The 21753-nt window shown below is 40.9% G+C and carries 20 protein-coding genes and 1 tRNA gene; 15 read left to right on the top strand and 6 right to left on the bottom strand.

All coding sequences use genetic code 11. The features are described from left to right. Positions 1 to 44: 44 nt before the first annotated feature. From AB9K32_RS14450 to AB9K32_RS14400, 11 genes are all read left to right on the top strand, one after another. Positions 45 to 353, top strand: coding sequence for a DUF6660 family protein (locus tag AB9K32_RS14450; RefSeq protein WP_099189899.1), 309 nt, complete (start codon positions 45 to 47; stop codon positions 351 to 353). A 125-nt stretch (positions 354 to 478) separates the two neighbouring features. Further along, positions 479 to 4900, top strand: coding sequence for a CusA/CzcA family heavy metal efflux RND transporter (locus AB9K32_RS14445; protein WP_116216547.1), 4422 nt, complete (start codon positions 479 to 481; stop codon positions 4898 to 4900). A gap of 6 nt (positions 4901 to 4906) precedes the next feature. Beyond that, the gene (locus AB9K32_RS14440; RefSeq protein ID WP_116216548.1) at positions 4907 to 6136 is read left to right on the top strand and encodes an efflux RND transporter periplasmic adaptor subunit; all 1230 of its coding nucleotides are present in this window, start codon (positions 4907 to 4909) and stop codon (positions 6134 to 6136) included. Between the two features lie 6 nt (positions 6137 to 6142). After that, on the top strand, positions 6143 to 6784 hold the full coding sequence (locus tag AB9K32_RS14435; protein WP_116216549.1) for a cation diffusion facilitator family transporter: 642 nt from the start codon (positions 6143 to 6145) through the stop codon (positions 6782 to 6784). Then, the gene (locus AB9K32_RS14430) at positions 6777 to 7199 is read left to right on the top strand and encodes a Fur family transcriptional regulator (RefSeq protein WP_116216550.1); all 423 of its coding nucleotides are present in this window, start codon (positions 6777 to 6779) and stop codon (positions 7197 to 7199) included. The genes AB9K32_RS14435 and AB9K32_RS14430 overlap by 8 nt, the downstream gene beginning before the upstream one ends. A gap of 27 nt (positions 7200 to 7226) precedes the next feature. Next, complete coding sequence (locus tag AB9K32_RS14425; RefSeq protein WP_181898143.1) at positions 7227 to 8018, top strand: cation transporter; 792 nt, start codon at positions 7227 to 7229, stop codon at positions 8016 to 8018. Between the two features lie 33 nt (positions 8019 to 8051). Beyond that, complete coding sequence (locus tag AB9K32_RS14420; protein WP_116216551.1) at positions 8052 to 10016, top strand: heavy metal translocating P-type ATPase; 1965 nt, start codon at positions 8052 to 8054, stop codon at positions 10014 to 10016. Positions 10017 to 10045: 29 nt separating this feature from the next. After that, a complete protein-coding gene (locus AB9K32_RS14415) occupies positions 10046 to 11170 on the top strand; it encodes a DUF4238 domain-containing protein (protein ID WP_116216552.1) in 1125 nt (374 codons plus the stop codon). A 174-nt stretch (positions 11171 to 11344) separates the two neighbouring features. Beyond that, positions 11345 to 11716 (top strand): metalloregulator ArsR/SmtB family transcription factor, encoded by a 372-nt coding sequence (locus tag AB9K32_RS14410; protein WP_116216553.1) that lies wholly within the window; start codon positions 11345 to 11347, stop codon positions 11714 to 11716. Between the two features lie 12 nt (positions 11717 to 11728). Beyond that, positions 11729 to 12331, top strand: a complete 603-nt coding sequence (gene merTP, locus AB9K32_RS14405) for a mercuric transport protein MerTP (RefSeq protein ID WP_099546398.1) — start codon at positions 11729 to 11731, stop codon at positions 12329 to 12331. Continuing rightward, the gene (locus AB9K32_RS14400; RefSeq protein ID WP_099546397.1) at positions 12331 to 12537 is read left to right on the top strand and encodes a GDCCVxC domain-containing (seleno)protein; all 207 of its coding nucleotides are present in this window, start codon (positions 12331 to 12333) and stop codon (positions 12535 to 12537) included. Before merTP ends, AB9K32_RS14400 begins: the two co-directional genes overlap by 1 nt. Positions 12538 to 12919: 382 nt before the next feature. Here the strand turns inward: AB9K32_RS14400 and AB9K32_RS14395 are convergent. Both AB9K32_RS14395 and AB9K32_RS14390 read right to left on the bottom strand, forming a co-directional pair. Next, positions 12920 to 12993, bottom strand: a tRNA-Ala gene (locus AB9K32_RS14395). Positions 12994 to 13050: 57 nt separating this feature from the next. Then, the gene (locus AB9K32_RS14390; RefSeq protein WP_224836062.1) at positions 13051 to 13848 is read right to left on the bottom strand and encodes a universal stress protein; all 798 of its coding nucleotides are present in this window, start codon (positions 13846 to 13848) and stop codon (positions 13051 to 13053) included. A 53-nt stretch (positions 13849 to 13901) separates the two neighbouring features. Here AB9K32_RS14390 and AB9K32_RS14385 point away from each other — a divergent pair, with 53 nt between their 5' ends. From AB9K32_RS14385 to AB9K32_RS14370, 4 genes are all read left to right on the top strand, one after another. Beyond that, positions 13902 to 14402 (top strand): GNAT family N-acetyltransferase, encoded by a 501-nt coding sequence (locus tag AB9K32_RS14385; protein WP_369885569.1) that lies wholly within the window; start codon positions 13902 to 13904, stop codon positions 14400 to 14402. A 12-nt stretch (positions 14403 to 14414) separates the two neighbouring features. Continuing rightward, a complete protein-coding gene (locus AB9K32_RS14380; RefSeq protein ID WP_369885568.1) occupies positions 14415 to 15749 on the top strand; it encodes an MATE family efflux transporter in 1335 nt (444 codons plus the stop codon). A 34-nt stretch (positions 15750 to 15783) separates the two neighbouring features. Continuing rightward, entirely contained in the window at positions 15784 to 16551 is a 768-nt protein-coding gene (locus tag AB9K32_RS14375) for an enoyl-CoA hydratase/isomerase family protein (RefSeq protein WP_369885567.1), read from the top strand. A 231-nt stretch (positions 16552 to 16782) separates the two neighbouring features. Further along, entirely contained in the window at positions 16783 to 17550 is a 768-nt protein-coding gene (locus AB9K32_RS14370) for a UDP-2,3-diacylglucosamine diphosphatase (protein WP_369885566.1), read from the top strand. On the opposite strand, the gene AB9K32_RS14365 is transcribed toward AB9K32_RS14370, so the two are convergent. The 4 genes from AB9K32_RS14365 to AB9K32_RS14350 all read right to left on the bottom strand — a co-directional run bounded on the left by AB9K32_RS14365 (position 17547) and on the right by AB9K32_RS14350 (position 21698). After that, complete coding sequence (locus AB9K32_RS14365) at positions 17547 to 18806, bottom strand: MFS transporter (protein WP_252080925.1); 1260 nt, start codon at positions 18804 to 18806, stop codon at positions 17547 to 17549. The two genes, AB9K32_RS14370 and AB9K32_RS14365, sit on opposite strands and share 4 nt — an antisense overlap. Positions 18807 to 18812: 6 nt before the next feature. Next, entirely contained in the window at positions 18813 to 20501 is a 1689-nt protein-coding gene (gene recJ / locus AB9K32_RS14360) for a single-stranded-DNA-specific exonuclease RecJ (RefSeq protein WP_369885564.1), read from the bottom strand. An 8-nt stretch (positions 20502 to 20509) separates the two neighbouring features. After that, positions 20510 to 21181 (bottom strand): lysoplasmalogenase, encoded by a 672-nt coding sequence (locus tag AB9K32_RS14355; RefSeq protein WP_369885563.1) that lies wholly within the window; start codon positions 21179 to 21181, stop codon positions 20510 to 20512. A gap of 94 nt (positions 21182 to 21275) precedes the next feature. Next, on the bottom strand, positions 21276 to 21698 hold the full coding sequence (locus AB9K32_RS14350; RefSeq protein WP_224836054.1) for an OsmC family protein: 423 nt from the start codon (positions 21696 to 21698) through the stop codon (positions 21276 to 21278). Between the last annotated feature and the right edge of the window lie 55 nt (positions 21699 to 21753).

Genomic DNA, 21753 nt, shown 5'->3' with positions numbered 1-21753 from the left:
TTCTTTGCAACCCAATTGCACTATAATTCTTTTACCTTTGCAAGGTGAAATTTTTTGCGATTATATTATCCATCTACTTTCTGGCACTCAATTTCGTGCCTTGTAGCGATGCCAGCAGTGTTGATGAAGGCACACAGGTCGTTTCTGTAATGGATTTCGATGGCGAACACGGACAAGACTGTGAACTGTGTTCCCCATTCTGCCAGTGCCAATGCTGTCATTCACATACCATCGATTTCCGTTTGGCTATTTTTGAACCCATCGAGCCTATCGTTTCGCTAGAAAATTTTATCCACTTCGATAGTTTGGGCAAGGATATTTCACTTTCCCTTTTACAGCCACCTCGGGCATAATCCAGTTTTCATAGGATAGCTATATCCTGTTTTGACGTGTCCATCTATTGGATTCGTCAACATTGTGCATTGCTTTTTATTCAATGTGCTCAACAAGAATTTCAACTGAATTAACATCCTTATCTATGATTAACAAAATCATTGATTTTTCAATCAATAACAAATTTATAATCGGTCTGTTTACATTGACTCTTATAGGTGTCGGTATCTGGTCAATGGCAACGGTAAATCTTGGGTCTGTGCCAGATATTACCAATAATCAAGTGCAAGTCATCACACAATCGCCCAATTTGGGAACGGAAGATATTGAACAGTTCGTAACCTATCCCGTAGAACTATCTATGGGTAATTTACCAGGCGTTACAGAAATAAGATCTATCTCACGCTTTGGCCTTTCCGTAGTTACTATCGTTTTTGAAGACGATATGGGAACCTATCTTCCTCGACAGCTGGTACAGGAAAAACTAAACGAACTGGGCGAATCTATCCCTGAAAAATTTGGAAGTCCATCTATGGGTCCCATCTCTACTGGTTTAGGTCAGATCTATGAATACACTATAAAGCCAGAGGAGGGTTTTGAAAACAAGTATTCGCCTATGGAACTGCGCACCGTGCAAGATTGGGTTATCAAACGACAACTCACATTACTGGAAGGCGTGGTAGAGGTCAACTCTTATGGAGGCAGTATTAAACAGTATGAGGTCGCTGTCAACCCAGATAAGTTGAATAGTTTGGGTATTAGTATTTCACAAGTGTATGAGGCTCTCGCTCGGAACAATGTGAATACAGGCGGTGCTTACATAGAAAAAAATAAAATGTCAAATTTCATAAGAGGTGAAGGTCTTATTCGCTCTTTGGAAGACATTAAAGATATTTCGATTATTAACGAGGGCAACATTCCCGTAACTATTGGAGATGTTGCAACACGCGTCCATTTTGGGAATCAGGTACGTTATGGTGCTTTTACGCAAGACGGTAAGGAAGCCGTGGGAGGAATAATAATGATGCTAAAAGGTTCAAACCCTAATGCGGTTATTCAAAATGTTAAGAATCGTATGGCAGAAATTGAAAAATCCCTGCCAGAAGGTCTCACTATCGCCCCTATCATTGATCGTAGTGAGCTAATTGCCAGAACGACCGATACCGTTAAAACCAATTTACTGGAAGGTGCCCTAATCGTGATATTTGCCCTTGTTTTATTGTTGGGTAGTTTAAGAGGTGGCATCATAACGGCCACGACCATACCGTTGTCCTTGCTTTTTGCCTTTATCTTAATGAAGCAATTTAATGTATGGGCAAACTTAATGAGCTTGGGAGCTATAGACTTTGGGATTATTATAGATGGTGCCGTGATTATTATAGAAGGAACGGTGTATGAGATCCAAAAACGGATTAGGTCTGGAAAGCTAAAATTCAATCAAGGCGTAATGGATAAAGTAGCCTATGATGCCGGAACCACGATGATGGGTTCTGCTTTTTTCGGGCAGATCATTATACTTATAGTTTTTACACCTATACTTTTCCTTACAGGTGTAGAGGGTAAAATGTTCAAACCGATGGCATACACCTTTGGTTTTGCTATGATAGGTGCAATTATTCTGTGTCTTACGTATGTCCCAATGATGTCTGCGCTTTTTATGAAACCAGTTCAAAACACCAAAAGCTGGTTTGGCAAATTTGAGCGTTGGCTTGAAAAGATAAGTGATAAAATTATTGGTGCTATACATAATGCTTATAAGCCATTATTAAAAGGCGCACTACGGCTTAAGCTTATCGTGTTATCATCTGCTGCTGTTCTGCTTATTATTGCTGGATTTATATTTTCTAATATGGGTGGAGAATTTGTGCCGCAGCTCGATGAAGGAGATATAGCAATGCAGGCGTTTATAAGACCAGGAAGCTCGCTCACAGAATCCATTGAAGTTTCAAAGAAAATAGAAACTATCCTATTAGAAAATTTTCCTGAAATTAAAACGGTAACAGCACGTATGGGTGTGGCAGATATACCTACAGATCCTATGCCTATGGATATTGCAGATATGTATATCATCCTTAATAAGGATATGGACGAGTGGACAACTGCTTCTACTAAAGAAGGTTTGATTGAAGCCATAAGGGATAAACTGGATGATGAACTCGTCGGGGTTAATTTATCATTTACCCAACCGGTCGAATTAAGATTTAATGAGCTTTTAGAAGGCGTAAGAGAGGATATTGCAGTAAAGCTATATGGCGAAGATTTAGAGGTGTTATCAGACAAGGTTCAGGAAATGGCAGCTATTATAAAGACCGTTCCTGGCGCGGGCGATGTGAGTGCAGAACGTACAGCTGGACTACCACAAATGACCGTAAAGTTCAGACGAGATAAAATGGCGCAATATGGACTGGATATTCAAAAAGTAAATGATTACATAAGTACTGCTTTTGCAGGTGGTACCGCTGGCGTCATTTTTGAAGGCGAGAAACGATTTGATCTGGTGGTACGATTTGATGAAAGCCATAGAAAAAGTATTGATGACCTGCGCACGATGTACATCGATCTTAAGGATGGAAGCCAGGTACCCATTATTGAAATAGCAGAGATTGAATACGTGCCTGGACCTATGCAAATCTCACGTGACAATACGTATAGAAGAACCTATGTAGGTGTAAATGCACGAGGCAGAGATGTGGAGTCTGTTGTAAAAGATATACAACAAAAGTTAGATGAAGAACTGGACTTGCCATCAGGATATTATATTACCTATGGTGGAGAGTTTGAAAACCTACAAAGCGCTAAGGATCGTTTAACAATTGTTGTGCCCATCGCCCTGTTCTTGATATTTGTACTGTTATACTTTGCCTTAAAATCCTTTTCACAATCGCTAATGATTTACATCGCGATTCCCTTGGCGGCCATTGGTGGTGTGTTTGCTTTATGGCTTCGAGATATGCCATTTAGTATTTCGGCAGGTGTAGGATTTATTGTGCTATTTGGTGTCGCAGTTCTTAACGGGCTGGTACTTATTAACCGATTTAATTCTTTAAAGGAAGAAGGTGTTACAAGCATAAAGGATAGAATATTTCAAGGGACTAAAGAACGTATTCGCCCCATTATGCTCACGGCTACCACAGATATTTTTGGGTTTTTACCTATGGCATTTTCCACATCAGCCGGTGCAGAGGTGCAACAACCGCTCGCTACGGTAGTTATTGGTGGGATGCTTACGGCCACCCTACTCACGTTGATAGTACTTCCTGTACTCTATATCTTTATAGAAAAGCGACGTGAGCGCAAAGACCAGAACAAGATTGGTTCGTTTAATCCGCAAGCATTGACCACGATTTTAATACTTGGTTTTATGTTAGGTGGTACCGCTTTGGCGAAAGCGCAACAAACACAAGCACCTGTGCCAGACCTCATTGTTCAGGATAGCATTACACCCATTACCTTATCTCGGGCTGTAGAAATTGCCAAAGAGAATTATCCAGCACTCAAGACGAGCCAACTCGAAATAGAAAGACAGAGCGCACTCACGGGCAATGCCTATGACTTCGGTAATACTAAAGTATTTACAGGTGGCGAAGAAGTGGCAGATGGTCAGGGCATTTATACCTTGATAGGTATCGGGCAACAAAATATTGATCTATTGGGAATAGGTGCCAAAAAACGCTTGCAACAACAACGCATCCAGTTAGCCGAAACAGCTTTTGACCTATCTGAAATCCAGATAGAACTGGAAGTCAAAAAAGCCTGGTCAGAAGCTTTTCAGGCAAAGAAGAAATTTGTTCTTTATCGAGAACTGGACAGCATTTATGGTCAATTTGCACAATCTGTAGAACTCAATTTTGAAGTCGAAGCCATTTCGAGACTGGAATATGCTGCTGCGCGCAATCAAGCGTTACAGATAACCAACAGGTTTCAGCAGGCAGAAACAGATTATTTAATCGCATTACAAAAACTCAATCTTTGGTTGACACCAGATACGATGTACACCGTAGCTGATGAATTTGAAGCTACCGAAATTTCGGTGTTAGAGACTGATGATACATTGGATGAACATCCCGAGTTATCGCTTTCGCGAAAGCGTATAGACGAAGCACAAGCAAGCTATGATGCAGCAAGGGCAAGCTTACTGCCCCAGTTTAATCTGCAAGGTGGCCTGCAACGTGTAAATGGCGATAGTGGTTTCTACACCTATCAGGCAGGGATTTCCATACCGCTGTTTTCTGGCCCAGACCGCAGCCGCGCAAAAGCTGCTAAACTGGATGCACAGATTGCAGAAACCAATGCCGCATTCAAACAACGCGAGCTGCAATCCCAATATACACAAGCACAGCAAAATTATACACGATGGCGAGATACTTGGTTTTTCTATAAAACCGAAGCTCTGCCACTTGCCATAGACCAGCGCAAAGGCGCATTGCTCGCCTACAAAGAAGGTGCGCTTGATTATGCAGCATTCACGCAAATTATACGTGATGCCATACAGACCGAAATGGATGCGCTGGACGCACTCGATAATTATTTAGAAGCCTTGTTTAAACTACAATATTTCCAAAACTAAAAAAAGATGAAAAAATTAAAATATATACCGATTACCACAATGCTTATGGCATTGACATTATTCAGCTGTGGCGAGTCAAAAACTGAAGATGGCCACGATGAAGCCACCCATTCTGAAACAGAAGAAAATCACTCTGAAGGGGAAGATGAAGAAGATAATATGGAAGGCGAAACTAAGGAAGTAATGCTCACGGCACAGCAGTTTGAAGCCTTACAGATGGAAATTGACACGCTCTCACAACGTTATATGAGCGGTTATGTAGAAGCAAATGGCACGCTGGAAGTACCACCCCAAAACGAAGCATCCATTACCGCCATAACAGGAGCAAATGTGGCATCCATAGAAGTAATAGAAGGTGATGAAGTGAAAAAAAATCAAGCGGTTGCCTATCTCTCACATCCCAGCATCATACAGATACAGAGCGATTACTTAAATGCACACAGCAACAGTCGGTTTTTAAAACAAGAATACGAACGTCAAAAAAGGCTTTATGAAGCTGGTGTGGCATCTGGTATGAATTTCCAAAAGGCAACGGCAGACTATCAGTCATCTACCGCAATGGTAAACGGGCTGGAAGCACAATTGCGACAGTACAACATCAATGTGAATGGCGTGCGCAATGGCACTATCTACCAGCGTGTTGCATTGCGCAGTCCCATTGCAGGGGTTGTAGAAAAAGTTTTTATAAAAACTGGACAATATGTGGAGCCACAGACCAACCTAATGGAAATAGTAGATACAGACCACGTACACGCAGATTTAATGGTTTTCGAAAAAGATGTTGATAGGGTAAAGAAAGGTCAACAAGTACGATTTAGCGTTCAATCAAGACCAGGAACGGAACTCGTTGCCGAAATTTATTCAGTAGGAAAAACCTTCGAGCAAGATCCTAAAGCGGTGCACGTACACGCAGAAATTGAGAACAAAGGTGGTGGTCTTATCTCAGGAATGTACATTAAAGGTAGGATTGAAGTTGATAACGATGAAACCGCTGAAACCGCATTACCAGAAAGTGCCATTATTACAGAAGGTGGTAGGGATTATGTGTTTAAAGCGCAAAGGGAAGGCAACACTTGGAGTTTTATACCAGTAGAAGTCACTACGGGCGAGAAGGATGGTGACTGGATAGCCATACGTTTTTTTGAAACCCCAGACCCAAATACTCATTTTGCCTTTAATAATGCCTATTACCTTATGGGAGAGATGAAAAAAGGGGAACTTGGTGACGATGATTAAAATGGAATGAAAGAAAAAAGAAAGAAAAACTTAAAAGTAGCAAGAACCTTACAGATTTGGAACGTCATCTACGATGTTATTGAAGTTGCGGTCTCGCTTATTGCTGGATTTACAGCAAATAGTTCGGCTCTGATAGGTTGGGGATTGGACAGCACGATTGAAGTGGTTAGTGCGGGAACATTAGGCTGGCGACTACACGGCGAGATTAAAGGTATCGATGAAGAAAAAGTAAAACGAAGACAAAAAATCACGTTAAACGTAATTGCAGTTTCCTTTACGCTCATCTGTATTTTCATTTCCTACGATTCCATTACAAAGCTTATAAATAAAGAAACCGCAAACTGGAGCACGATGGGACTGATTATATTATTGGTTTCCCTGGTTGTAAATCCTATCCTGATCTATTTCAAAAGAAAGTATGGAAAGAAATTAGACAGTCCAGCCTTGCTGGCTGATGCTAAAGACACCTTTATTTGCTTATACCAAACCGTGGTCGTACTTATAGGATTGCTATTGGTCAACTGGTTAGGCTGGTGGTGGGCAGATCCTGTGGCGGCATTACTTATCGTTCCGTACGCTGCAAAAGAAGGCTATGAAGCCTACAATAAAGCTAAAAATATCAATTATAACACCGCACAAAATGACTGAAATTGAAAAAACATTAAATGACCATAACGTGCGTCCCACCGCAATGCGCATCTTGATTTATAAGTATATGGCCGATAGGGATGCCGCCATCGCCCTGACTGATATTGAGAATGCTTTCGCAAAAGCGGATAGAACCACATTGTACCGAACCCTAAAAACGTTTGAAGAAAAAAACGTGGTGCATCACATAGATGACGGAACTGGAATCTCTAAATACGCACTTTGTGAAGAAGGCTGTAATTGTGAAATAGAACAGGATTTGCATTTACATTTTCATTGCACTAACTGTGACGAAACAGTTTGTTTAACGGAACTAAAAATCCCGCATATCAATTTGCCAGATGGATATTTGGCAGAGGATGTTAATCTCGTGGTTACGGGAATATGCGAAAAATGCAGCAGTAATTTACTTTAATAAACAAACGAACAAATTAGATTGATTTTGAAAAAAAGCACTTTTATAATAACTAAAATGGACTGCCCTTCAGAAGAGCAGATGATTCGGATGAAGTTAGAGTCTTATGCTCAAGTAAAACACTTGGATTTTGATATTCCAAACAGAAAATTGGAAGTATATCACGTGGACGACGTCAAGGCGATAAAAACGTCTATAGCCAGCTTAAAACTTGGGGATTCCTTAGAAGGAACCACAGAAGCCGAACCACCCGTAATGGAAGACCAATCCAAACAAAAAAGAATCCTATGGTGGGTCTTGGGCATCAACTTTGGCTTTTTCGTTATCGAAATGACCACCGGTTGGATTTCTTCTTCGATGGGTCTTGTGGCAGACTCATTAGATATGCTGGCAGATTCCATCGTATATGCATTAAGCCTATTTGCGGTAGGCGGTGCCATTTCAAGAAAAAAGAAGGTTGCGAAATACAGCGGATACTTTCAGATGGCATTGGCAACACTTGGGTTTGCAGAGGTCTTGAGAAGGTTTTTTAGCAATACCGAAACACCCTTGTTTCAATGGATGATTATCGTTTCAATTTTCGCATTGGCAGGTAATTTGATATCGCTCTGGCTCATCAACAAGGCAAAGAGTCAAGAGGCTCATATGCAGGCAAGTGCCATTTTTACATCCAATGATATTATTGTTAATGGTGGTGTTATAGTAGCTGGGGTGCTGGTTTATTTTCTGAATAGTAAATGGCCCGATTTAGTGATTGGCGGCATCGTTTTCACTTTTGTAATGCGCGGTGCATTGAGAATATTGAAATTATCGAAGTAGTTTTTAAAATGATATCAAACTTGATTAGAACATATGAAAAAGAAAAAAATAAACTTACGTGACTTAGAACCAAAAAAACAACAAGGCGAGCACAGTCACGACGATGGCCATAACCATAGCAGCCCTGAAGAAATTTCAAATTTCAGAACCTATCTACCGGCTATTTTCAGCTTCGTAATGTTGATAGCCGGAATTGCTATTGATTACTTTGATGCGTTTCCTTTCTTCAAAGGATGGATTCGCGTAGTATGGTACACGGTAGCCTATATCCCTGTGGGATTCCCTGTAATAAAGGAAGGCTGGGAAAGTATTAAAAAGGGGGATTTCTTTACTGAATTCTTCTTAATGTCCATTGCAACCCTCGGTGCTTTTGCCATAGGCGAATACCCTGAAGGTGTAGCCGTTATGCTATTTTATGCCGTGGGCGAACTCTTCCAAAATGCGGCCGTTAACCGTGCTAAGGGAAATATAAAAGCCTTACTCGATGTAAGACCCAATGAGGCTTTGGTTTATCGTGATGATGATTTTGTTTCAGTAAATCCCGAGACTGTTGAGATTGGCGAAAAGATACAGGTGCGTGTAGGCGAAAAAGTTCCGCTTGATGGCATTCTGCTTTCTGAAAAGGGTTCTTTTAATACTGCTGCCTTGACAGGCGAAAGCAAACCTGATACTATTGCTAAAGGTGATACTGTTTTTGCAGGAAGCATAAATCTTGATGGCGTAATCGAGATTGAAACCACAAAAGAATTTAAAGACAGTTCCATTGCACGAATTTTGGATATGGTGCAGAATGCAACCGCCAGAAAATCAAAGACCGAATTGTTCATTAGAAAATTTGCACGGATTTATACACCAATCGTGGTATTCCTCGCTATCGGACTTACTTTTCTGCCTTACTTTTTTATAGATGATTATGTATTTAGGGATTGGCTCTATCGAGCATTGATATTCCTCGTAATTTCCTGCCCTTGTGCGCTGGTCATTTCCATTCCTCTGGGCTATTTTGGCGGATTGGGTGCGGCATCGCGAAACGGTATTCTATTCAAGGGTGCATCCTTTTTGGATGCAATGACCCAAGTAAACACGGTCGTAATGGACAAAACAGGAACCGTTACCAAAGGCGTTTTTAAAATCAAGGAAATCAATTCCATCACATTTGAGGAAGCCGAATTTATGAAATACCTGATGGCGATGGAAGAACAATCTACTCATCCCATCGCAAAAGCAATTCTCGAATACAAAGCGGACGGGTCAGATTATGAAGCGACAGATGTATCGGAAGTTGCCGGAAAGGGATTGAAAGGAAAGGTCAACGGGAAAACGGTATTGGTAGGTAACAAAGCCTTGATGACCTCAAACAGCATAGAAGTCCCTTCGGAAACAGATGGTATTGTAGAATCAATCGTTATGGTGTCCATAGATGGAACATTTGCAGGTTATGTTACCATTGCAGATGAATTAAAGGATGATGCGCACCAAGCCATTAAACAAATTAGGGATGCAGGAATTTCCAAAATTATAATGCTATCGGGTGACAAAGACTCAATTACACAACAGGTTGCAAAAGAGTTGAAAATCGATTGGGCAAAAGGCGGACTGTTGCCTGAAGATAAACTCAATGAGGTTGAAGAGCTCAAAAAGCAACCCGAAACCAAAGTAGCATTTATTGGCGATGGTATTAACGATGCACCCGTTTTGGCAGCAAGTGGTGTAGGTATTGCAATGGGTGGTTTGGGTAGCGACGTTGCTATAGAAACAGCCGATGTTATCATACAGACCGACCAACCCAGTAAGATTGCAAGAGCGATTAAAATTGGTCGTTCAACGCGACGAATTGTCTGGCAAAATATTGCGCTTGCATTTGGTGTCAAGGTCATAGTCCTCATTCTCGGTGCAGGTGGATTAGCGACAATGTGGGAAGCTGTTTTTGCTGATGTGGGTGTGGCGTTTTTGGCTATATTGAATGCGATACGATTGCAGAAGATGGAATGGAATTAGTACATTCATGAAAATTCATTATTTCATGTATGGCTAAAAACGAACCCATCAAGCAACAATACATACCACGGTCTTACCTGAAAAATTTTGGTGTTGAAGGTAATAACGGCAACTATTTTGTTGATGCTTACAGATTGGAAGATGATTTGCTTCTTGAACAGATTAGTACAAAAAGTATTTGCTTTCAGAAAAATCTTTATACGATTCCGAATGCCGAGATTGATAGGAAATACGATTTGGAATATCATTATGCCGAACACGTCGATTCTGAATTCCCTAAGATTTATAAACTACTTGTCGATGAAAATGTGAAGATATTGACCTCTGAGCAAAAAAGGCAAGTACTATACGTCTGCCTATCCCTTTATTTTAGAACCCCGAGGTTTCTTAATCATCAGAACGCATTTACCGACCAAATTTTAGATAGAATGTTATTGTACGCCGACGAAAACGGCGATGTGAAATTTACATTTGAAGAAGAAAAGCACGAATTCAATATTAAGGATATTGGTAAAGTTAGACACGAATTTAAAGAGCGTAACAGGATTAAATTCTTGGTTCAACATTTGGAAAAATGGAAAGAATTTGTGGATTTCAAATATGATTGTACTATAAATGTCCACCGAATCAATGATGAGGATGCACCATTAATTACTTGCGATAATCCGGTATCAATACGCGGCGTAAAATCAACTCGATTTGAAGGCCTTTTTAATCCTGACTCAGTAATAACTTTGCCTTTAGATACCAAATACTACTTAGAAATCTTTCCAAACAGTATTGCTGATGGTCAAACCAGAATTAATAGGATGGTTCACGATAGGGACTATGTTTTTACTACAAATGGAATCGTTCAGATTAATGCTGAGAAATTGATAATTGGAAAACCGGGTACGATAGAACGACATTTTGAAATTCAATCGAGTTACGAGGATTCTGAAAATGGGGAACAATTTGTTGAAAAGGCAAAGTACAAGTTAGAGCAACTTCAGAAATTTACCGAACTTTTTGAAAAAAAGGGATTAACTTCAAAAGAAACCGTTGGTCAACTGAGAAAAATGCTAAGTCATGAATATTTCAAAGATGAAGACCAACTTATTCAAATGAAAAGGCTACTTATTGCTGCCGGACATTGGAATCAGAATCCGAAATAGAAATATCATAGTCCCCTATTTTTTTCACTGGTGCTACAAAAACTCGGTAGGCATTCGTCTATAAAAACTAAAACAAAGAACCAATCCAACTTCCTAAATAATATGTCTACAGTTTTAGTATATAAGTATTTGCTTAAATAATGATATATTTGTAGACGCGTTAAGTTAAAATTGATGAGCTTGGAAATAACCTGTACCCGGAATGAAGCCGACCATAAACAAATATCACGGTGCAAGAGGACAATAGAAAATTCTTCCGATAGTTTTAAGGCCATGAGCAAAATTTTGGCCCTTGCCGGAAGTGAGGTACGACTGAAAATCCTATTTCTTTTGAACATAGAAAATGAATTGTGTCCTTGCGATATTGCTGACATTCTTGAAATGAGTGTCCCCGCGGTATCCCAACATATCCGTAAAATGAAGGATGCAGGAATTATCACATCGAGACGTGAAGGTCAAACATTATATTATTCGTTGGTAAAGAGTGAGGATAATGTTTTAAATGGAATTTTCAGTTCAATTTCGATAAGAAAGAAAACAGCTTAGAAAGTTTAAATTATGGCATCGAATAATACTTCAAACACCGCGGCCTATACCAGTATTTTTACCGCAGTTGCAGCATCAATATGCTGTATTACCCCTGTCTTGGCACTGATTGCTGGAACAAGCGGCATTGCATCTACCTTTTCCTGGGTCGAGCCGTTTAGACCCTATTTTATCGGCTTGACCATTATTGTTTTGGTATTTGCATGGTATCAGAAATTACGGCCAAAAACAAAGGAAGAAATAGATTGTGCCTGTGACGATGATGCGAAACCTACATTTTGGCAATCCAAACAATTTTTGTTCATCGTAACCGTATTTTCGGGATTGATGCTGGCCTTCCCGTACTATTCCAACTTATTTTATGCACAGCCCACAAAGGACATCGTCTATGTCTCTCAATCCAATATCGAAAAGCACACGTTTTATGTTGAGGGAATGACTTGTGTGGGTTGTGAGGCACACGTAGAAAGTGAAGTCAATAAGTTGGATGGAATTATTTCGGTAAAAACCAGCTACGAAAATGCCAACACCATAGTGGAATTTGACAAGACCAAAACCGATTTGCCCGCAATCAAAAAAGCCATAAACAGTACAGCTTATAAAGTAGTCAAATAATGAGACCTCAGTTAATATCAACAATTACTTGCCCAAATTGCGGGCTTGAAAAAGAAGAGGAAATGCCAACAACGGCCTGTCAATTCTTTTATGAATGTGACAATTGCAAAAAAGTCCTTAAGCCAAAAGAAGGGGATTGTTGTGTCTTTTGTTCCTACGGTACTGTCGCTTGTCCACCTATTCAGAATAACGAAGATTGTTGCTGATTGATTGCCTACACAGTTCTCTAGTAAAAGAAAACTTTTTCGGTGCATTTAAAAACAGTTCATTTTAACGGCCCTTTTTTTGAACTTCTTTTCTATTTCAAAAATTCTGTTGTCATTCGGTCACATTTGTGGTCTCTTTTATTTGTTTCGTTAATTGACCTTTTATGGGACTTAGATTCATAAATCTAATACTGAAGCTAACGCATGTAATAAATGTGATACTTTTTCAAAAAATTATGCTATAAAGGATTAAAAAGCATAGAAATAGCCCAATTTGAATCAAATAATACCGAGCTTAATTTAAAACCAGTTTTGCGTGCAAATTGCGTGCAAATGAAAAAAGCTCCAAAAGTTAAAAACTCTTGAAGCCTTACTGTTACTGTGGAGAATACCGGATTCGAACCGGTGACCTCTTGCCTGCCAGGCAAGCGCTCTAGCCAACTGAGCTAATCCCCCAAGGAGAGCGCAAAATAAATACTTTTTTCCGAAAGTATCAAAAATTGCATTACTTCCCTAATCTTTTTTAACACTGAGCACCAATACCGGTATCTTAACAAAGAATTCCGATTTTTGTATGGTATTCTTTTCCCATAGTTTTTTAAAGAACCCACGCTTTCTTCGGAACACGCATAGCATATCCGGTTGTTCCTTTTGGAAATATTCCGTTACCCCTAAATACGTTGTACCGTTCTCGGTAATGGTCAATTGGGAGCTCAAATCCATCAAGGCAGTGTTAACTTTTAAGTCATCCTCGGTATAACCTGGTCTCTTTACCAACAATAAGCTTATTTCCGATCTAAACTTGTTTTTGATAATGATCAAAGGGTTCAAAATACTACTACGCTTCAAAATACCGGAGCCAAAGGCCGTTAAAATCTTTTTGACAGGTTTAAAAGTTGTTCCCTTTGGAACGATCAAGGTCGGGATCTCGGTCTGTTTGATAATTCTTCCAGATGTGTTGCCCAAATAAAGTTCTTCTTTAATATCATTACTTCTCGGGGCAATAATGATCAAGTCAATGCCAAGTTCTTTGTTAATGCTCTTCAAACCATCGATAATATCGCCATTATAGGTCGCTATTTTTATCTCAACACCTTTGGTGTCTACTTGATCTATAACTCCTTTTAACTGTTCCTTGCTACTTTTTGCTACTTTTTCTTCCACATTCGCCAAACTCCCTACGGCAGTAGTCACGGAAAAAACATCCATAACATAGATCATAGCCCCGAATTCGGAAGCAAAATCAACCGCATATTGTAAGGTTTGAGAAGCATTTGGAGAAGTTCCAATAGGTACAAGTATATTGTTCATGGTTTGGTGATTATGATTAAACCTTAAATTTACAATTAAATTGAAACGAATCAATGATAAGACGAGCAAAGATTTCCGAAATCACCGACATCTTGTCGATTACCAAGGCCTGTGCCGTAAAAATGCAACAAAATGGAATTTTTCAATGGAACGAACATTACCCCTCCAAACAAGCCTTTTTAAAAGACATTCAGCGCAACGAACTTTACGTGATTGAAGAAAACCACATTATTTTGGGCACTATCGTCATATCAACTTTAATGGACGACGAGTACATACCCATACAATGGCTTACACCTAATGGCAACAGCTCGTATATCCATCGTTTATCGGTCCATCCAGATCATCAAGGAAAAGGGTTGGCCCAAAGGCTAATGGACTTTGCTGAAAGCCATTCCAAGAAAAATGGATTTGTATCGGTGCGGTTGGACACCTTTTCCCAAAACAAAAGAAACCAAAGATTTTACGAACAACGGGGATATCAAAAACTAGGCGACATCTTCTTTCCAAAACAAAGCGAACATCCCTTTCATTGTTATGAATTAGTGCTGTAACTTGCACCCGATTTGAGCAAAGAGGTAAATTTTAGGAGCATTAACCAATTGGCGGTTCCCGCTACCATATCGGGCATTGCAGAACCTATACTGTCCATTACCGATACCGCTATTGTTGGCAATATTCCGGTAGACGGACTTGAATCTTTGGCTGCGGCCGGTATAGTGGGCTCCTTTTTGTCGATGCTGATTTGGGTTTTGGGCCAGACCCGTAGCTCTATTTCGGCCATTATATCACAATATTTGGGAGCAGGAAGATTGGACGAGGTAAAAAATATGCCCGCACAAGCCATTTTTCTCAACATCTGTTTAAGCATCATTGTGTTGCTCACCACTATTTTTGTAATTGAAGAGATTTTTTCGCTCTTCAATGCATCGGGAAAAATATTGGAGTATTGTGTCTCCTATTATTCCATTCGGGTTTGGGGATTTCCGCTTACCCTGTTCACCTTTGCCATTTTTGGTATTTTCCGGGGTTTGCAAAACACCTTCTATCCCATGGTCATCGCCATGCTTGGGGCAGGACTTAATATTGTACTCGATTTTGTGTTTGTTTATGGTATTGAAGGTTTTATCCCTGCACTATATTTGGAAGGTGCAGCATGGGCCAGTTTGATTGCCCAGGCCATTATGGCGCTCTTGGCACTATTCTTTTTAATGAAGAAAACGGATATCAGCCTAAAGTTGACCCTCCCGCTGAACAAAGAGATCAAACGACTCATTTTTATGAGCCTTAACCTTTTTGTAAGAACCTTGGCCCTAAATGCTGCGTTGATGTTGGCCGTTCGAGAAGCCACTACTTTAGGAGATCGATTTATCGGGGCACATACCATTGCTGTTAACCTATGGTTGTTCGCCGCATTTTTTATTGATGGTTATGCCGCTGCCGGAAACAGTATGGGCGGTAAACTTTTGGGAGCCGAAGATTATGATGGCCTTTGGAAATTGGCCAAAACAATATTCAAGTACGGAATGATCGTAAGTCTGGCCCTTATGTGCTTCGGATTTATTTTTTATCGACCCATTGGTCAACTTTTTTCGAACGAGGAAATCGTGCTCAACACCTTTTACAGCATTTTTTATATTGTAATCCTAGGACTTCCCATGAACACCTTGGCCTTTATTTTTGATGGGATTTTTAAGGGTATGGGCGAAATGAAATACCTGAGAAATGTACTCCTTGCCGCCACCTTTTTGGGGTTTATCCCCTGTCTTTACCTGGGCATGTATTTAGGTCTTGGTTTTTACGCCATTTGGATCGCTTTTATTGTTTGGATGATGATTCGCGGATTCTCACTGGTCTGGAAATTTAGAAGAAAGTTCCGGCCCTTGGTTCAAAACCCTTAATTTAGTATCCAAAGACATCTGATAACTAAATTGAATGACAACAGATAGAACCAACGGAAGTTTATATACTCGAATAGAAAACAGGATCGCTACGGTCGAATTTGGCCATCGGGCAAGCAATTCTTTTGTTTCGGAGCTTTTGGCACGACTGGCCAAGGAGTTAGTTGCACTAGGGGAAAATAATGAAGTTTCCGTTATTGTCTTAAAATCAGAAGGGGAACGGGCCTTTTGCGCCGGCGCTTCTTTTGATGAACTGGTGGCAGTTTCCAATTTAGAAGAAGGAAAACAGTTCTTCAGCGGATTTGCCCATGTGATCAATGCCATGCGCAAATGTCCCAAACCCATTATCGGCCGGGTGCAAGGGAAAACTGTTGGTGGCGGGGTCGGATTGGTCTCGGCCTGCGATTATGTGCATGCTACCGAAGCAGCGGCAATCAAACTATCCGAGATTTCCATAGGAATAGGTCCGTTCGTAATTGCCCCTGCGGTGGAACGTAAAATGGGAAAGGCGGCTTTGGCAGAACTCACTTTGTATCCCACAGAATGGAAAAATGCCTATTGGGCCAAAGAACAGGGACTTTATGCCAAGGTATACGATTCCATTTCCGAAATGGACAAAGAACTGGACATTCACTTGCAAAAGTTGGCGAGCTATAATCCCGAAGCCCTTGCTGAAATGAAAAAAGTGCTTTGGCAAGGAACCGAGCATTGGGACGACTTATTATTGGAGCGTGCCGAAGCCTCCGGAAAATTGGCACTATCGCCCGATACTAAAAAAGCATTGGAAAAGTTTAAAAAGTAGTTGTATGCTCGCTAATTATAAAAATATGCGTCACCCTGAACTAGTTTCAGGGTCTCATTAAAAAGATTAAGTTGTGAGATGCTGAATCAAGTTCAGCATGACGGTTTTAAACGAGAGAAGAATTATAAAATTTAGAATATGAATGATTTAGTTTTCCCCATACTCGCGCTCTTTGTGATTGTGGTATATGTGGTCAACAGAATACGAAGCAACCGACGTTACAAAAAATAAATGAAGAACATTGCCCTGCCTAAAGGCAAAAAAGTCTATTTCGCGAGCGATAACCATCTCGGAGCACCCACCCGAAAGGATAGTCTCCCCCGTGAAAAAAAGTTTGTAGCTTGGCTGGATTCTATAAAAGACGATGCTGCTGCCATTTTTTTAATGGGCGACCTTTTTGATTTTTGGTTCGAGTACAAAACTGTGGTTCCCAAAGGCTTTACCCGCACCTTGGGAAAACTGGCCGAGCTATCGGACATGGGCATCCAAATTACCTATTTTGTGGGCAACCATGATCTATGGATGAACGGCTATTTTGAGGAAGAACTCAATATTCCCGTATACCATAAGCCACAGCAGTTCCTTATAAACGACGCTTCCTTTTTTATCGGACATGGAGATGGATTGGGTCCTCACGATAAAGGTTTCAAACGAATGAAGAAAGTGTTCACCAATCCCGTGGCCAAATGGCTTTTTAAATGGTTGCACCCTGATTTGGGTGTTCGCTTAGGGCAACATCTTTCCGTGAACAACAAGGTTATTTCTGGAGATGCGGATGCTACATTTTTGGGTGAGGACAAAGAATGGTTGATTTTATATGCCAAGCGCAAACTGGAGCAACAACACTTTGACCATTTTATTTTTGGTCATCGACACCTGCCCATGGAAATCAAACTCAACGAAAAATCCACCTACACCAATCTTGGGGATTGGATTTCCTATTTTACCTATGCCGTTTTTGATGGTGAAAAATTGACTTTGGAGAAACTGCAGGGTTAATCCTCCTTTTCATGTTCATCAATGTCTTTTTGAAGATCCAGTCGGCGAAAGGTCGGTGAAACAATCGCGGTTGTTCCAGCGGTCAAAAGCGTCATGCACCCACCGAATACCACCGCTGTAACAGTTCCCAATAATTTGGCCGCCAATCCACTTTCAAAGGCACCTAGCTCATTGGACGACCCAACGAACATAGAATTCACAGATGCGACCCTTCCTCGCATATTGTCCGGTGTTTTTAATTGTAAAATAGTCTGCCGTATGATCATGGAAACGCCATCCACCGCACCACTCAAAAACAAGGCTATTACGGATAGCCAAAACAATTCCGACAGTCCAAATACGATAATACAAATACCAAAAGCAAAAACGGCCATCAATAATTTTTTACCTGCTTTTTTATGCAATGGAAACCGTGTTGAGCCAAGCATGGTTATGGAAGCCCCTACCGCTGGGGCTGCGCGTAAAATCCCAAAGCCTTCGGAACCCACATGTAAAATATCCTGAGCATATACTGGCAACAGTGCAACAGCGCCACCGAATAAAACAGCGACCATATCTAAGGTCAGGGCTCCAAAAATGGCCTTGTTCCCAAAAACAAACTTGAGTCCATCTCGTAAACTTTGAAATACCGGCTCACCGATTTTTGGATTTAAGATTGGTTTTCTCGGTATTTGGAACAAGAAAATAAGTGCAAGTACCGAAAACCCAAAAATAAGGCACATGCTCCAATGTACCCCGATCCAACTGATCGAGAACCCGGCCAAGGCCGGACCCAAAACAGATGCCAACTGCCATGTGGAACTGCTCCATGTTGCGGCATTGGGGTATATTTTTTTGGGAACGATCAAAGCGATCAAAGAGAAAATTGTAGGGCCCAAAAACGAACGCACAAACCCGCCCAAAAAAACCAAGGCATAAATCGAGTACAGTATGGTTTTAGATTCCCAAGAATCTTCAAGCCCGGGCCAGCTCAACAAGAACAGCCCAAGACTGATTACCGAGAATCCAGCAATGCAAGTCACCAAAAGGTTTCGCTTTTCCCGCTGATCTACAATATGTCCGGCAAACAGGGCCATACTCACCGCAGGAATCACTTCCATCAACCCGATAATGCCTAGTGAAAGTGGGTCCTTGGTCAAGGAATACACTTGCCATTCTATCACAATAAACTGCATGGACCATGCAAAGACCATGGCAAAACGTACCAATAAAAATATGTTGAATTCCTTATAACGAAGTGCTGCGTAGGGGTCCATAAATTGCTAGCGAATATCTCTTAGTTTTAACTGAAGGCTCACCGTTCCGTTCCATTCATTTTCATCCAACGAAAATACGGCATCAAATGGTTTTATGCTTTTAACTCGTGTCAATTTATTGCCCAAATTAAACCCAATTGCGCCAATGGGATTGGAACCGGGCTGATAGAGACTGCATTTCAAGTGCTTTTCGCCCTGTCCCACCCCTCGGGCATGGCCGGTATCCTTTAAACCTTCTGCCATAAAAACAGGTGCCATGTTACCCGGTCCAAATGGGGCGAATTGCTTTAAGATCCGCATTAGTTTTGGTGTGATTTGATGCATTGAAATTTTTGCGTCGATAGAAATTTCGGGCTGCAACAATTTTGGGTCAATTGATTCAGAAACTACTTTTTCAAACTGCTTTTTGAAGAGTTCGTACTGTTCTTCCAATAGGGTAAGTCCTGCTGCATACATATGTCCGCCAAACTGCTCCAAGCAATCTGAACAGCCTTCAAGGGCATTGTAAATATCAAACCCCTTGACCGAACGTGCCGAAGCAGCCAATTTGTCCCCACTTTTGGTAAACACCAAAGTGGGCCGATAATAGGTTTCTGTTAATCTAGACGCCACAATACCTATTACTCCCTTATGCCAATTTTCGTTATAGACCACAGAAGTGAACTTGTCCTCTTCTCGATTTTCTTGTATTTGCACCAAGGCCTCTTGTGTGATCTCTTGGTCCAAACTCCGTCTTTCGGTATTGAACGATTCAATTTCCGATGCAAAACGTTGTGCTTGCAAAAAATTGGTTTCGGTTAACAACTCTACAGCGTGTTGGCCATGCTTCATCCGTCCTGCGGCATTGATCCGAGGTGCCAAGATGAACACTACATCCGTAATGGTAAGTTCGCGCTTTTTGGTCTGATCGATTAATGCTTTGATCCCGGTTCTCGGGTTTTCGTTGATGACCATTAACCCGTAATAGGCCAGAACCCGGTTTTCTCCCGTAATCGGAACTATGTCCGCGGCAATGGCGGTGGCCACTAAATCCAGGTAGAGCAAAATGTCGTCGATGGTCTTTCCTTGCTGATCGGCCAGAGCCTGAATCAATTTAAAGCCAACGCCGCATCCGCAAAGCTCCTTGTAAGGATATGCACAATCCTCTTGCTTTGGGTCCAAAATCGCCACTGCTTCCGGTAAATCTTTCCCCGGTCGGTGATGATCACAAACGATCACGTCAATACCTTTGTCCTTGGCATAAGCAATCTGCTCAATGGCCTTGATGCCGCAATCCAGGGCAATCATAAGGCTAATATTATTATCGGCGGCAAAATCGATCCCTTGAAACGAAATTCCGTAGCCTTCAGCATAGCGATCGGGAATATAAGTCGCAACATTAGGGTAGATTTCTTGCAAATAAGAGCTCATCAGGGCTACCGAAGTGGTTCCGTCCACATCGTAATCTCCATAAACCAAAATGTTTTCGCCATTGGCAAAAGCTTGCTCAATGCGCTCCACTGCCTTTTGCATTCCCTTCATTAAAAAAGGGTCGTGCAAATGGGTTAACTCTGGTCGGAAAAAGCATTTGGCCTCCTCATAATTGGTCACTCCTCGTTGGATCAACAATTGGGCAATTAAATCATCAACTCCCAATGCTTCGGAAAGATCATCAATGCTTTTTTGTTCTGGTTTTGGTTTTACGGTCCAGCGCATATTAGGTATTAGTTTGATGTTGGGACGTTGCTTTTAAATCTTTTAACGAGTGAAAATGTAATAAAAATGTGGGCCAGGTAGTAGGTAGGTGTAATCAGAAAATCGAACGAATGATAACCCACGAATTCTTTGAATGCAATTATAGTATCCGAAAAAATGATCAGTACAATTCCAAAAATAAAGCTTCTTTTAGCGGCCAGGTCTCCTTTTATCCCCATGGCCGCGCCCAAAGAAAAACAAGAAATGAGCAAATACACCAAAGATGCAATCATTAACGTAACATCTGTAAAAGTGGGATAGAGCACCAAAAAGAAAAATGCCAAATAGATAGTCAAAACAATCGCAGTAAACATTCCTCTTATACGACCGTTCCGCAATGCGTAGAGCAAATACCCCAAGTGGGCCAAAAAAAACAGGGCGATTCCCTTTACGAACATGGTGCTATCACCGTTCATATGGGATAAGAACCAATCCCCGATTATGGAAAATAAAAAAGCTCCGATTATCCACCAAGCTTCTTTAATGCTAGATTTGTCCGCAATACCCATGATGAGGATAATAACAGCCCCCATACCTGCCGTACCGGACTTAAAAACAAAGTTTTCGGTCGTAACCCCCAATATTGCAAGAATCACGGAAACCGCCAGCAGTACATATAACCCATTCTTTTTTAGCCACATTTGATTTATATTTTACAAGTAAAAACATCTAGGATTTTGGTAAAAATCCCATTTCGCCAAAAAGGAACCAGGGGTTATCGTCCTTTTCTACATTTTAGCTATTGTGATATAAAATTTTGATGTCCAATTTTGCAAACTTCCTGAACATTTCCATTACACCACAGTATTTTTCCACTGATAGGTCTACCGCTTTTTTCAGCTTTTCCTCGTTAAGGTCAGAGCCGGTAAAATGATACTCTATTACAACGGAATCGTAATATTTTGGATGCTCATCGGTAAGGTTTGCAATGGTCTCTATCTTGAACTCCTTTACATCCAGTTTCATTTTTTTGATGAGGGATGCCACGTCCAGGCCCGAACAACCTGCCAGAGAAGATAGCATCAATGCCTTGGGGCGCAATCCTTCTCCAGATCCACCGCTTTCCGGTCCTGCATCGATTTTTATGGTCTCCCCGGATGGGTTATTGCTTTCAAAAGCCATTTCACCAAGCCATTTGGTGGTAATGTGATTTGTCATGAATATAAATTTTTGTTTCTTGTAGAAATCAAAAATACAACTTAAAATCTCATCG

The sequence above is a fragment of the Allomuricauda sp. XS_ASV26 genome, from assembly GCF_041224615.1.
Lineage (GTDB): Bacteria > Bacteroidota > Bacteroidia > Flavobacteriales > Flavobacteriaceae > Flagellimonas > Flagellimonas alginolytica.
Note: the sequence above shows the minus strand (reverse complement) of the source record. Positions and strands in the feature narration are given on the sequence as shown.

Excerpts from the sequence above, each read along its gene's own strand:
- AB9K32_RS14445 (WP_116216547.1), top strand. The coding sequence starts at position 479 with ATGATTAACAAAATCATTGATTTTTCAATCAATAACAAATTTATAATC.
- AB9K32_RS14440 (WP_116216548.1), top strand. The coding sequence starts at position 4,907 with ATGAAAAAATTAAAATATATACCGATTACCACAATGCTTATGGCATTG.
- AB9K32_RS14435 (WP_116216549.1), top strand. The coding sequence starts at position 6,143 with ATGAAAGAAAAAAGAAAGAAAAACTTAAAAGTAGCAAGAACCTTACAG.
- AB9K32_RS14430 (WP_116216550.1), top strand. The coding sequence starts at position 6,777 with ATGACTGAAATTGAAAAAACATTAAATGACCATAACGTGCGTCCCACC.
- AB9K32_RS14420 (WP_116216551.1), top strand. The coding sequence starts at position 8,052 with ATGAAAAAGAAAAAAATAAACTTACGTGACTTAGAACCAAAAAAACAA.
- AB9K32_RS14415 (WP_116216552.1), top strand. The coding sequence starts at position 10,046 with ATGGCTAAAAACGAACCCATCAAGCAACAATACATACCACGGTCTTAC.
- AB9K32_RS14410 (WP_116216553.1), top strand. The coding sequence starts at position 11,345 with ATGAGCTTGGAAATAACCTGTACCCGGAATGAAGCCGACCATAAACAA.
- merTP (WP_099546398.1), top strand. The coding sequence starts at position 11,729 with ATGGCATCGAATAATACTTCAAACACCGCGGCCTATACCAGTATTTTT.
- AB9K32_RS14400 (WP_099546397.1), top strand. The coding sequence starts at position 12,331 with ATGAGACCTCAGTTAATATCAACAATTACTTGCCCAAATTGCGGGCTT.
- AB9K32_RS14390 (WP_224836062.1), bottom strand. The coding sequence starts at position 13,848 with ATGAACAATATACTTGTACCTATTGGAACTTCTCCAAATGCTTCTCAA.
- AB9K32_RS14385 (WP_369885569.1), top strand. The coding sequence starts at position 13,902 with ATGATAAGACGAGCAAAGATTTCCGAAATCACCGACATCTTGTCGATT.
- AB9K32_RS14375 (WP_369885567.1), top strand. The coding sequence starts at position 15,784 with ATGACAACAGATAGAACCAACGGAAGTTTATATACTCGAATAGAAAAC.
- AB9K32_RS14370 (WP_369885566.1), top strand. The coding sequence starts at position 16,783 with ATGAAGAACATTGCCCTGCCTAAAGGCAAAAAAGTCTATTTCGCGAGC.
- AB9K32_RS14365 (WP_252080925.1), bottom strand. The coding sequence starts at position 18,806 with ATGGACCCCTACGCAGCACTTCGTTATAAGGAATTCAACATATTTTTA.
- recJ (WP_369885564.1), bottom strand. The coding sequence starts at position 20,501 with ATGCGCTGGACCGTAAAACCAAAACCAGAACAAAAAAGCATTGATGAT.
- AB9K32_RS14355 (WP_369885563.1), bottom strand. The coding sequence starts at position 21,181 with ATGTGGCTAAAAAAGAATGGGTTATATGTACTGCTGGCGGTTTCCGTG.
- AB9K32_RS14350 (WP_224836054.1), bottom strand. The coding sequence starts at position 21,698 with ATGACAAATCACATTACCACCAAATGGCTTGGTGAAATGGCTTTTGAA.